Origin of the sequence: Enterococcus silesiacus (genome assembly GCF_001886225.1) — a bacterium.
GTDB lineage: Bacteria > Bacillota > Bacilli > Lactobacillales > Enterococcaceae > Enterococcus_L > Enterococcus_L silesiacus.
In genome coordinates, this window is record NZ_JXLC01000005.1 from 143,115 (window position 1) to 155,798 (window position 12,684).

At 36.7% G+C, this 12,684-nt stretch carries 14 protein-coding genes; 6 read left to right on the forward strand and 8 right to left on the reverse strand.

Annotation, left to right across the window (positions count from 1 at the left end; genetic code table 11):
* Positions 1-52 precede the first annotated feature (52 nt).
* Positions 53-931: a carbohydrate ABC transporter permease gene (locus RV15_RS05210; RefSeq protein WP_071876991.1), complete on the forward strand. Its 879-nt coding sequence runs from the start codon at positions 53-55 to the stop codon at positions 929-931.
* 1 nt (position 932) lies between these two features.
* Complete coding sequence (locus tag RV15_RS05215) at positions 933-1,754, forward strand: carbohydrate ABC transporter permease (RefSeq protein ID WP_083429112.1); 822 nt, start codon at positions 933-935, stop codon at positions 1,752-1,754.
* Positions 1,755-2,022: 268 nt separating this feature from the next.
* Here RV15_RS05215 and RV15_RS05220 read toward each other — a convergent pair whose 3' ends face one another.
* The 6 genes from RV15_RS05220 to RV15_RS05245 form a co-directional block, all read right to left on the reverse strand.
* On the reverse strand, positions 2,023-3,096 hold the full coding sequence (locus RV15_RS05220; RefSeq protein ID WP_071876993.1) for an ABC transporter substrate-binding protein: 1,074 nt from the start codon (positions 3,094-3,096) through the stop codon (positions 2,023-2,025).
* Positions 3,093-3,929, reverse strand: a complete 837-nt coding sequence (locus RV15_RS05225; protein ID WP_071876994.1) for an ABC transporter permease — start codon at positions 3,927-3,929, stop codon at positions 3,093-3,095. The genes RV15_RS05220 and RV15_RS05225 overlap by 4 nt, the downstream gene beginning before the upstream one ends.
* Positions 3,926-4,735: an ABC transporter permease gene (locus tag RV15_RS05230; RefSeq protein ID WP_071876995.1), complete on the reverse strand. Its 810-nt coding sequence runs from the start codon at positions 4,733-4,735 to the stop codon at positions 3,926-3,928. The genes RV15_RS05225 and RV15_RS05230 overlap by 4 nt, the downstream gene beginning before the upstream one ends.
* 11 nt (positions 4,736-4,746) lie before the next feature.
* Positions 4,747-5,832 (reverse strand): ABC transporter ATP-binding protein, encoded by a 1,086-nt coding sequence (locus RV15_RS05235; protein ID WP_071876996.1) that lies wholly within the window; start codon positions 5,830-5,832, stop codon positions 4,747-4,749.
* A gap of 228 nt (positions 5,833-6,060) precedes the next feature.
* Positions 6,061-6,603, reverse strand: coding sequence for a helix-turn-helix domain-containing protein (locus RV15_RS05240; RefSeq protein WP_071876997.1), 543 nt, complete (start codon positions 6,601-6,603; stop codon positions 6,061-6,063).
* Between the two features lie 193 nt (positions 6,604-6,796).
* Positions 6,797-7,297, reverse strand: coding sequence for an FUSC family protein (locus tag RV15_RS05245; protein ID WP_071877051.1), 501 nt, complete (start codon positions 7,295-7,297; stop codon positions 6,797-6,799).
* A 217-nt stretch (positions 7,298-7,514) separates the two neighbouring features.
* Here RV15_RS05245 and RV15_RS05250 point away from each other — a divergent pair, with 217 nt between their 5' ends.
* Genes RV15_RS05250 through RV15_RS05265 form a run of 4 tightly spaced genes read left to right on the forward strand, consistent with a single transcriptional unit; the run spans position 7,515 to position 10,497 of the window.
* Complete coding sequence (locus RV15_RS05250) at positions 7,515-8,507, forward strand: oxidoreductase (RefSeq protein WP_071876998.1); 993 nt, start codon at positions 7,515-7,517, stop codon at positions 8,505-8,507.
* Between the two features lie 15 nt (positions 8,508-8,522).
* Complete coding sequence (gene coaB / locus RV15_RS05255; RefSeq protein ID WP_071876999.1) at positions 8,523-9,293, forward strand: phosphopantothenate--cysteine ligase; 771 nt, start codon at positions 8,523-8,525, stop codon at positions 9,291-9,293.
* Positions 9,293-9,835, forward strand: coding sequence for a phosphopantothenoylcysteine decarboxylase (gene coaC, locus RV15_RS05260; RefSeq protein ID WP_071877000.1), 543 nt, complete (start codon positions 9,293-9,295; stop codon positions 9,833-9,835). Before coaB ends, coaC begins: the two co-directional genes overlap by 1 nt.
* A 17-nt stretch (positions 9,836-9,852) precedes the next feature.
* A complete protein-coding gene (locus tag RV15_RS05265; protein WP_071877001.1) occupies positions 9,853-10,497 on the forward strand; it encodes an ECF transporter S component in 645 nt (214 codons plus the stop codon).
* A gap of 196 nt (positions 10,498-10,693) precedes the next feature.
* Here RV15_RS05265 and RV15_RS05275 read toward each other — a convergent pair whose 3' ends face one another.
* Positions 10,694-11,899 (reverse strand): aminoacyltransferase, encoded by a 1,206-nt coding sequence (locus tag RV15_RS05275; protein ID WP_071877003.1) that lies wholly within the window; start codon positions 11,897-11,899, stop codon positions 10,694-10,696.
* Between the two features lie 174 nt (positions 11,900-12,073).
* Positions 12,074-12,580, reverse strand: a complete 507-nt coding sequence (locus tag RV15_RS05280) for a QueT transporter family protein (RefSeq protein WP_071877004.1) — start codon at positions 12,578-12,580, stop codon at positions 12,074-12,076.
* Between the last annotated feature and the right edge of the window lie 104 nt (positions 12,581-12,684).

Consider the following 12,684-nt stretch of genomic DNA (forward strand, 5'->3'; position numbering starts at 1 on the left):
CAACCTCTGCATTATTATTAATCGGCTGACAACAATCAGGAGGCATCAAGTTATGCAAAAAAGAAAGAAAAAATTTGAATTCTTTGCCAATGGTGATGGTTTTATACTATTACCCGTGATTTTGATTACGGTCTTAGTCTTTATCCCAATGGTAATGGCCCTATTGAATTCCTTTAAATCTGGAATTCCAACAAATATGACTTTTAATGGGTTAGGTAATTACAAGCGAATGCTCTCAGATAGTACGTTTAGAAAAGCCTTTGGCAACACTTTTTTATATTTAATTGTTCAAGTTCCGGTGATGCTAATGCTCTCACTATTTTTTTCAAATATATTAAACGATAAGCGTTTAAAGTTTAAAGGATTCTTTCGGACGGCCTTATTTTTGCCTTGTATTACGTCCTTAGTATCTTACTCATTAATTATGAAAAGCTTATTTTCTGCGTCGGGCTTAGTCAATCAAGTCCTGTTAAATATGAATCTTGTGGAAGCACCGATTCAGTGGTTGACGGATCCTTTTTGGGCTAAAGTCTTAATTATACTTTCCATCACGTGGCGTTGGACAGGTTATAACATGATTTTCTTTATTTCAGGTATGCAAAATATTGATCCAGAAATTTATGAAGCTGCCGATATGGATGGCGCAAATAAATGGCAGCAGTTTTTCAAAATTACAATACCAAACTTAAAACCAGTTATTTTATTTACGACAATTACTTCCACAATTGGCACGTTGCAATTGTTTGATGAAGTTCAAAATATTACCGGTGGGGGTCCAGCCAATGCAACGACGACTCTTTCACAATATATTTATAACCTAAGTTTCAAATTCACACCAAATTTTGGTTATGCAGCCGCAGTTTCCTTTGTGATTGTGTTCTGTATAGTTATTTTAACAATTATTCAAAAACGTGTAGCTGGAGATGAGTAAGATGGAAAAAATATCAAAAGGAATTAAATATCTCGTTTTAAGTATCGCGGCCTTTGTTTCGATCTTCCCTTTTATCTGGATGATTTTAGGGATGACCAATCAAACCATTGATATTACTGCTGGCAAGATTATGATTGGCGATCAGCTGATGATCAACTTTCAAAATCTTTTTACTAGTGATTTAAACTTTGGCAGAGCCTTAATCAATTCCGCCGTAATTGCAGTGATTACAACCATATTTGCCTTATTCTTATCCTCGATGGCAGGCTATGGTTTTGAAATTTTCCGTTCTAAACGGAATGACCGTATTTTTAGTATTTTACTCCTCTCGATGATGGTCCCATTCTCAGCAATGATGATTCCTTTATATACTATGTTTTCAAAATTAAGTAACACACCTTTTGGAATCAACTCATTGTTCAGTGTGATTATACCGTCTGTCAGTACCGCCTTTTTAATCTTCTTGTTTAAACAAAATATTAAAGCCTTCCCCCGCTCTTTAGTTGAAGCTGCTCGAATTGATGGGTTAGGTGAACTGGCGATTTTCTTTAAAATATATATGCCAACGGCCAAAAATATCTATGCTGCTGCTGCGATTATTACGTTTATGAATAGTTGGAATAACTATTTATGGCCTCTAGTAGCCTTACAATCGCCAGATAAGCGGACAGTTCCTTTGATTTTGTCGGCCATGGGTGCATCTTATACACCAGATTATGGCATGATCATGACAGGTATCGTGATTGCCACTTTACCGATTGCCTTAATTTTCTTTATTCTACAAAAACAATTTGTTCAAGGCATGTTAGGTTCGGTAAAATAAGCCACTTTTGCATCACTTCTTAACTTATACACAACAGATATCTAAAAAAGTTACTTTCATAATTATTAGCTCTTGATATATCGAACTTTTAAAAGCAATAAAAAAGGTGTGGGACAAAAGTAAAAAGCACTTTTGTTTCACACCCTAAATATGAATAAACGCTCCCTGTCCCAACCTCTAATCTTAGTATGTTTTTGTATTAGACATGGATATTTTCTATTCCTTTCATGTAGTACTTGATTTAATCCCACTTCAACTAAATTTCCCTCTATTTCCGATACATTTTAAACTCTAAAAACAAGTCATTGTAAATCCCTAAATATTTCGCCCCTAAATCTTCATAAACCTCTAAATGCTTAATGACCTCATCACTTGGATAAAACTGTTTATCACTAGAAATTTCCTTAGGCAATAATTTTTTTGCTGCTTTATTTGGAGTTGAATAACCAATATACTCTGCATTTTGAGCAGCATTTTCAGGTCGTAACATAAAATTGATAAACTCGTAGGACCCTTTAATATTTTTCGCTGTTTTAGGAATCACGATATTATCAAACCACAGATTAGATCCTTCTGATGGAATTACATAATGCAGATGCTCATTACCATCAAGCATTTCAGAAGCTTCACCAGAAAATGTTACAGCGGCCGCACTTTCTTCATTGATCATATACATTTTGATTTCATCGGCTACGATCGCTTTGACATTAGTTGTTAGTTTGTTCAATTTATCTGTTGCTTTACGCAACTCTTGATTATTTTTACTGTTCAAAGAATACCCTAAGCTGTTCAAGGATAGGCCCAAGACTTCACGAGCCCCATCAATCAACATCACATTATCTTTTAATGCTGGTTTCCATAAATCATCCCAATGCTGAATTTGACCTTCATCAACAAATTTATCATTGTAAATGATACCTAATGTTCCCCAAAAATAAGGAATCGAGTATTTATTTTGCGGATCAAAATCAAGATTTAGAAAACGTTCATCAATATTTTCTAAGCCCTTTAATTTAGAGTGATCGATTGGGAGTAACATTTTTTCTTTCATCATTTTTTGGATCATATATTCAGAGGGAATCGTAATATCATAGGCCGTACCACCTTGCTGAATTTTCGTAAACATCGCTTCATTCGAGTCAAACGTTTCATAATTGACTTTATATCCAGACTCCTTTTCAAATTTACGTAATAAATCAGGATCAATATAATCGCCCCAGTTATAAATCGTCAAGGTATCAGCACCAGCCATACCGCTGGCTTTTTCTAATTGGCGAGCCCCGAAAAATAGAATTAGAATGATCGCTAAAATACCAATAAGCAAAGATTGTAATTTTTTCATTTAAGATTCGCCACCTCACTTTGTTCACGACGCAGTTTTTTCAGCCGTTTCGACGTATTATCTTGGCTGATAAAATAGTAGCCGATCACTAAAATCATAGAGAAAAGAAAGACTAAAGCACTTAACGCATTGATCTCTAGACTGATTCCTTGTCTTGCTCTAGAATAAATCTCAACTGAAAGTGTCGAAAATCCATTTCCTGTAACGAAAAAGGTTACCGCGAAATCATCTAAAGAATACGTAAACGCCATAAAATAACCTGCAATGATGCCTGGTGATAAAAACGGCAAAATAATATTTTTGATGACCTGCACATTATTGGCCCCCAGATCACGAGCTGCATCTACCATCGAGTCATTCATTTCTTGTAATTTCGGTAGCACCATCAAGACAACGATCGGAATACTAAAAGCAATATGAGACAATAGCACACTGGTGAAGCCTAAACTAATAAAACCGACCGCAGTAAAAAAGATCAAGAAACTAGCACCAATAATGACATCAGGGGACACAAGTAAAATATTATTGAAACTCATTAAAGTTGTCCTAGTTTTTCTTCGTCTTGTATAATAAATCCCCATTGCACCGAATGTTCCGATGATCGTTGCTAACAACGCTGATAAAAAGGCCAACAAGAAAGTATTCAGTACAATGATCAACAAGCGGGTATCTTCAAAGACCGCCGTATAATTGGCAAGTGTGAAACCAGTAAATTGATTCATCGTGTCAGTATCATTGAACGAATAGAAAATCAGATAAAAAATCGGTGCATACAATAAAGCAAAAACGATGATCAGATAAACATACGACCATTTAAATTTTTTCTTTGTCATTTCACCCGCCCCTTTTTCTTCTTCTCACCGGTCAACAGCATCACGATAAACATCGCCACAATCAAAATCACACCGATCGTTGAACCCATGCCCCAATTTTGCGTCACCATAAAATGCTCTTCGATGGCAGTTCCGAGTGTAATCACTCGATTTCCACCAATCAAACGAGTCAACATGAATAATGATAGTGATGGAATAAAGACTGCTTGAACACCACTTTTTACGCCATTCAAGGATAGCGGGAAAATCACACGCTGAAACGTTTCAACACTATTGGCACCAAGATCACGACTAGCACTGATCAATGAAGGATTCAACTCTTCTAACGCATTAAAAATTGGCAAAATCATGAATGGAATTTCAATATATGTTGCGACAAACAAAAAACTAAAATCCGTAAACAAAATTTGGTGCGGCCCAATCCCAAGAAAACTTAAAAATTGATTCACATTACCATGGATGCTAAAAATCCCAATAAAGGCATAAGCTTTCAACAACAGATTCACCCATGTCGGCAAGATCACCAACATCAACCACAATTGTTTATGCTTTAACTTTGTTAAAAAGTAGGCGGTCGGATAACTGATTAAAAACGTAAACAACGTGATCAAAAAGGCATACCAAACCGAATTCAGAGTCATACTCAAATAAGTGCCAGAAGTAAAATACATCTGGTAATTGTCAAAAGTAAACTGGCCATTCATATCAAAGAAAGACTGATAGATAATCATCAAAACCGGCGCAATTACAAACAATAACAGCCACATCATATAAGGAATCGAATAAATCCGACGCATTGTTTTCATTATTACTCCCCCTATTCTTCGTAGCTTTCTAAACGAGCATCAAAGTCTTCTTCTGATTCATTGAAGCGCATGACATGAATATCTTCTGGTTCAAAAAAGAGACCTACTTTGGTACCTTCTTTAGCTTTTCTTGTTGAATGAACCATCCACTCATTGTGGTCTTCATCATGACAGATGATTTCATAGTGAACCCCCCGGAATAATTGCGTATCCACCGTTACAACTAATTTACCTTTATCCGCTGTCGTGATCGTTAAATCTTCAGGACGCAACATTATTTCAACTGGTTCCGCTTGGCGCATTCCGCCATCCACACATTCAAATCGTTTTCCAACAAATTCAACTAAATTATCTTCGATCATCGTACCATTAACGATATTACTTTCTCCCACAAAATCCGCCACGAAATGATTGATTGGTTCGTCATAAATATCTACAGGCGTACCACTTTGCACGATGTGTCCTTTGTTCATGACAAAAATTTCATCACTCATTGCTAAAGCTTCTTCCTGGTCATGGGTAACAAAAATAAACGTGATCCCTAACCGTTGCTGCAACTCTCGCAGTTCATATTGCATATCTGTTCGCAACTTCAAATCCAACGCTGATAACGGCTCGTCTAACAACAAGACTTTGGGTTCATTGACAATGGCACGGGCAATCGCTACACGTTGGCGCTGACCACCAGACATCTCACTGATTTCACGCGTTTCATAGCCTGGTAACTGAACCATTCGCAAGGCATCTTTGACTTTCTTTTCGATGTCTTTCTTCTGTACCTTTTTAATTTTCAACCCAAATGCTACATTGTCAAACACATTCATATGAGGAAATAAGGCATAATCTTGAAACACAGTATTTACTTGACGTTTATTGGCTGGAATATCATTGATTCTTTGTCCATCAAAATAAATATCCCCTTCGGTCGCATCTGCAAAACCAGCTAGAATTCTTAAGATCGTTGTTTTCCCACATCCTGAAGGACCAAGCAATGTATAAAATTTTCCTTGCTCGATTTCAAAACTAACATTTTTTAGGACTTTTTCATCATCATATTGTTTCACGACGTTTTCAAACGTAATAATATTTTTTTTCACCCGCTGATACCTCCAAATTAAAATTGTACTGGGTTTATTTTAACATTGTAGCAACGTTTCACTTCGCTACACCTTGTACTTTTCAACATCAGCTCATTTTATTCACTGTGTTTCAAAGCAATAGGCTTGTTCAGCTCTGACTGAAAAATAGGAAATTATAACTGAGGTACTTTTTACTTCATTTATAATTTATCTTTTTCTCGAAGAGCTAGCCCATAAAACTAACTCTTACAAATAAGATTCTGTAGCCACGATCAATACCCGACTTTTTCCTTTTGAGTGATTGATCAGCTGATGACGTTCTGTTGCTTGGTAATACATTGCCTCACCTTTTTTAGCAGAATGAGTCATTTCACCTAATATCAATGAGACAGAACCATCGATCACATAGATAAACGTTTCAGATAGGGAAGGTTCAAAGGTCTTATACTGACCGTTCTTATCAAAGGTCAAAACAATAGGCTCCATTTTTTTTTCATTTGATTCTGGAATCAGCCATTTTAGTTCATAACCATTCTCTTCATCATAATACAGTGTGCTATCTTCATCTTTATAAACAATTTTCTGCGCTAACGTTCCCTCACTAAAAAATTGTTCTGGTGTGATGCCTAATACTTCTAAAATATTAAAAAATGTCTCCATTGAAGGTGAACTCAAATCACGCTCCAACTGAGAAATATAGCCTTTTGTCAAATCAGTTCGCTCACCTAATTCTTCTTGTGTTAAGTTCTTTTGTACACGTAAATTCCGCAGTTTCTCACCAATTTCCAACTGACCACCCCATTTTGATTTATTAAAAAGTTTGCTCCTACTAAACTACAAGTTTAATTTTACCTTTTCTAGTATACGAATTTTTCAAAAAATAGCAACAAATTTTAACAATAAAATTTGATTTTTTTAATTTCATCTCATACTTTTATACTAGCACTGATCGAAGGATTTTAACAAAATAAAAAAGCATCTGTTATTCAGACACTTCCTCATTTTTTATAAGCCGCACAATTCTTTTTTTGCCAATTTTTAACGGAATAAAGTAATTGACTAGTAAAGCGATCCCCATTCCGATAAAACTGTCTACGACTCTAGCGAATGCATACCCATAAGATCGATCAGCTGGAATCATAAATACGATCGTTAACAAGGTCGCACATGCTCCAACGGTTCCTTCGTGATAGCCTAGACTAGCCAATAAAGCAATCATCAGCGTTATAATCACAGGAATAAAAATCAATTGCACCAGCTCTGTTCTTCCCAACAAATTGAAAACAGCAATCACCACGACTGACATCAGGGCTCCCATCACATTACCAATAATACGATGTTTGCCGTATCTCACTGTATTCTCCATATCTTCCCTCAATGTAAAAACTGTTGTGATCGCCGCAACTACATATGTTTCTCGTTTTAATAACATACTCACTAAAATACAAAAAAAGACGCTTAACCCCGTTTTAAATGTGCGCATTCCAATTTTAAATTTCAACTACCTAAATTCCTTTCACTGTTTAGCAAAAATATGACTAATTATTTTTTTCTTATTGTCCAATAAAAAACATCATCTTCTATTTTAACTTATTTTTCTTCTATTATGAAGGGATGTTCAAGAAGAATTTGGTAAAGATAAAAAGAGAATATGTTATGATAGTAACAATAAAACTAATTACGTTAAAAGGAGACTATTTATGAAAGAGTTTTTGGGTTTTCAGGTAAAAAAAGTGGACGACTTGCTTACTACGTCCATAGAGAAACTAACCCTTGCGGACTTGTCTGAAGGAGATGTCCTAATTGAAATTGCCTATTCTTCAGTAAACTACAAAGATTCATTAGCTGCAAAACAAAATGGCGGTGTTATTCGTGACTATCCTATGATTCCCGGTATCGATCTAAGCGGAACTGTGGTCACGAGTAAGGATCAGCATTTTAAAGAAGGTCAGAACGTTTTGGTGACCGGGTATGGATTAGGTGTCACTCATACAGGAGGCTTTGCTGAATTCGCTCGTGTGCCAGGAGCTTGGCTCGTTCCTTTACCTGATAATTTAAGCTTGAGAGAAGCGATGATTTTTGGTACCGCTGGTTTCACTGCTGCCTTAGCTGTTCAAGCACTTGAAAATCACGGCTTAGCTCTAAATAAAGAGGCTGCCATTTTGATTACAGGAGCTTCTGGTGGCGTTGGAAGTTTAGCGATTGCCATGTTGAATCAACTAGGATATAAAAATATTACAGCCTTAAGCCGTAAAAAATCAGCGATTGATTCATTGAAAAAAATTGGAGCAACGAATGTCCTTTTATTAGATGAGTTTCTTCCTGAAAAAATCAAACCTTTAGCTAAACAAACGACAGATTTTGCTATCGATACAGTTGGCGGAGACGTTACTTGTGCACTATTATCACAATTAAGTTATGGCGGCAGCATTGCAATTTGCGGAAATGCGGCTGGAATTAAACTAGACACCACGGTACTGCCTTTTATTTTAAGAGGAATAAACCTCTTAGGAATTGATTCAGTTAATGTCCCAATGACACAACGCATCGCTACTTGGCAACGTTTAGCCACTGACTTAAATGTCAGCCAGCACGAGTTGACCCACGAAATTGCCTTAGAAGCTCTACCAAATACCTTAGAGCAATTGCAAGCTGGTACGCATATTGGCCGCACCATTGTTAAAATGAAGTAAAGGAGCAACTTATAAATGAATATCTTAATCACAGCTGGGGGAACTTCCGAAAAAATCGATAACGTGCGTTCCATCACCAACCATTCTACTGGTCGTTTAGGCAAAGCGATTGCTGAAACATTCCTAGCACAAGGGCATCAAGTGACGTACCTAACTACGCCACAAGCAGTTCATCCGGCGATGGAATCAAATTTAACACTCATTGAAATCGAAACGACAAAAGAGTTGGAATCAGCTTTACTTACTCAGTTTAAGCAACAAACCTTCGATGGCATCATTCACAGCATGGCTGTCAGTGATTTTACAACAGAAACTACTTTATCTGAAGATATTTTTATTGAAAAACTTGCTGATAAATTAGCAACAGAAAGCGATTTATCTGATTTAACCAATTTAACTGAAGCTCTTTACCGTAGCTTAGATGAAATTGGCCAAACAATCCAGCAAGCGAAAAAAATACCTTCTGGAACAGATCGCCTCTTGCTTTTTCTGAAGAAAAACCCTAAAATAATTGCAATGCTTCGAGAACAACAGCCACAAGCTGTGCTTGTTGGCTTTAAGCTTTTAGTTGGTGTTTCTACAGAAGAATTAATTCGTGTTGGCCGCTCGATCCTAGCGAAAAATGATTGTGATTTTATTTTAGCAAACGACCTTGAAGATATACATGGTGACCAGCATAAAGGAATTCTGCTTGATGCAAAAGGACAAACTGAAACTGCTCAGACTAAAAACGAAATCGCTCAACTCATCGTCAATAAGGTTGAAGAAAAATGGAGGAACCAATGATGAAAACAATATTGTTAGGTATTTCCGGCAGTATATCAGCTTATAAAGCAGCTGATATCACAAGTCAATTGACAAAGCTAGGTTATAATGTTGACGTCATCATGACGACGAACAGCACTAAATTTATCACACCTCTGACATTGCAGTCTTTATCAAAAAATCCAGTGCATACAAATGTTATGGAGGAAATCGCCCCAGATAAAATCAATCATATCGAATTAGCGAAAAAGGCTGACCTTTTCCTAGTTGCACCAGCTTCTGCCAATATCTTGGCCAAACTAGCTAATGGCATCGCAGATGATATGCTTTCGACTGTTGCATTAGCATTAAAAGAAGACGTACCAAAATTCGTCGCACCGGCGATGAATACCTATATGTATCAAAATCCGATCACTCAGCGAAATTTGGCAACATTAAAAGAAGTTGGGTATCAGGAAATTGAACCGCGCGAGGCACTGCTCGCTTGTGGTGATTTTGGTCGAGGCGCTCTTGCTAACGTCGAGGAGATCGTTGCCAAAGTTAATGAAATTTTTGCGAAATAATTTTTGAGGAGTCATTTATGAAAAATACAAAAACATTCACATTAACGGCTATGTTCTTAGCAATCCTGATTTTATTATCTGCTGTTCCATTTTTAGGCTTTATTCCAATCGGACCGATCAATGCCACAACGATGCATATTCCTGTAATCATTGCTTCGATTGTCTTAGGTCCTAGAATCGGTGCTTTTTTAGGCGGTGTCTTTGGGATTATCAGTATGATCCGCAGCACGATTGTTTTATCTCCGCTATCCTTCGTTTTCTCACCTTTTATTCCAGTGATTGGAACAGATCAAGGTAGCTGGAAAGCAATCATTGTTGCGTTAGTTCCAAGAGTTTTGATCGGCATCGTACCCTATTTTGTCTTCATGGGTCTTAAAAAACTAACGAAAAATAAACCGACATCACAAACAATCAGTTTGTTTATTGCAGGTTTTCTGGGTTCAGCTACGAATACGATTTTAGTAATGAATCTGATTTATTTTCTATTTAAGGATTCTTATGCACAAAGTATCGGTGCCAATGGCGCAGCAGTTTACACTGCGATTCTGACTGTTATCTTTACTAGTGGGATTGTTGAAGCAATCGTCGCAGCACTTGCCACCGTCGGGGTGACTGCTGTCTTACTGCGTTTAGTGAAGAATAATGCTACACAAAAACTATAAAAAGATTGAGGCGTGACTGGGACATAACTCTACGAGTTACAACCCAATCACTTGGAATCGGAATAAACGGTGGAAACAGAAGCAACCCCTTCGGAAATAAGCTGGAATTCACAAAAATTTGAAGAACAATTTTCGTGAATTCCAGCTTATTTCTCGGGGCTAAACACTTCTGTCCCATCCTCAGCCTCAATCTTTTTTATTTTTTCTGTTTTTTCAATTTATAGGCATACTCACTTGCTTTAAAAAGTAAGCCATTGACTGGTAAATCAAATTCACCAATAAATTCATTCACAGTTGGATTGAAGTTAGATTTGAACTTGATCAAGCCATCACTCAAACTACCCTCTAATCCTCCCATATTACAAGACGTACAACCACGCTCAAAACATTCGTTGATTGCATCAAACCAAGTTGGATAAGCTGGCATATAGCGTTTATAACGGTCGTCCATCCCAGCATAAAGAATTTCACTAGTCGAACCAAAAGTAATCGCCAAGGCTCCTGCAACAACAGCAATATCACCAGAATGTATAATATTTTCTTCAAGCTCTGTCATTTCACGGGTTAGAGAAAAATCGAGTTCTTCAAGATTATGACGTTTTTTCACTTGATTTTCTTTTAAATTTGCTAAATCTTCTTTATTTTTGTCAAAACGCTGTTTAGTTTCTTCAAAACGATCTTTCAAATTCACTTCTGCTAACATAATAAAAGAATTTTCAGGATAGATCGTTAATAACTTTTCAAAATAATCGCTATTTCTAAGCGAGATGTTTTGTCGTTCTGTGGTTAATTCGATGACTTTAGCAAAATCAGCCACTAACTCAGTATGCCCCATTTTAACAGTGACACCCTTTTTCTGCGCTTGCTTCATCATTTTTTTCGTACTTTTTGATAATTGCTCTTCACTGAAATCTTCTTTGTAAATATTTGCTTGAAACCGCGGCTGGATCGTTGCATCCATCGCCATCGTCAAGCCTTGATGTTTCGCTCCACTTGCGATGATATTGTCGATGATCGATTGAGCTGTTGGATCGATTACTTGTTCTTGTCCTAAATGAAAATCTTTATAATGAACCGTTGGGTCCATTTTGACAAACAATGCGCGCTTTGTCTTACCAAATTGCTTTAACTCTTTTAAAAAGAACGCCACAAGTTCTGAATTTGTATAATCCATGATCGGACCACGCGGTGTATACAGCATTGAAAATTTCATTGGTAATGGTCTGATCAAAACCAAACTAGAAGCAACCAACGTACCATTTTCATAAACACCAACAATTTCTGAGCCCCAATTATCCTTTACTTTAGCCCAGGCTGATGACTGCAACAAATTACATAAGGGATGATTTTCCACAAATTTATCGTGTTCTTTGGCATCGACGCCAATTTTAAATTCAAACATTATAAAAAAACTCCTCTACATTTTAGCTTCTGTATTACCATATCATAATTTATCGAAGAGGGACAGTAAAGTTTTTCATGAAAATGGTGAGAAAACTTTAAGAGACTGAACCAAAACAAATATAGTCTTGATTCAGCCTCCTCTATTGATAGTTTGATTGAACTTATTTAATGATCAAAGTCGTTTTTCAAAATGAACAGATTTATTGATCCAGTACATCACGGGTGCAGCCACTGCCATTGTCGCAAACTCACTAAGCGCTAATGTTGCGTAATTTCCCCAAAAAGCTGCTCCGCCATTGGGTGCCAACATATAAGCAATGATGCACATCGTTGCAGTGAAAAACACTGTATTCAAGGCTAAACGAGCGATAACATTTGGGACTTTTTTCTGTAGTAAGGCTGTTAATCCTAACGAAATAAACGATTGTAGTCCGCCATATAGTGCATCGATAGCACCAAAGCCAAAGAAAAAGTTATAGACAATTACTCCTCCTAAAACGCCCCACATCAATTTCCGATTAAAGACAACTAAATGATTCAAACTTTCGGAAATTCTAAATTGAATCGGTCCTGACGAAACGGGTGCTACTAAAATCGTTAAGCCAAGATATAACGCCATCACAATCCCATTCATGGTGATTGCTTTTACTTTACTGTTCGTTGTAACAGTATTTTGCATAGTTTCCCCTTCTTTCTCCGAGTTTTTTTACAAGGGATGGTTGATGAACCTTGTTAAGGAATTAAATCCTCAAAAAATGATACGTAGGCATTATATCTCATAAT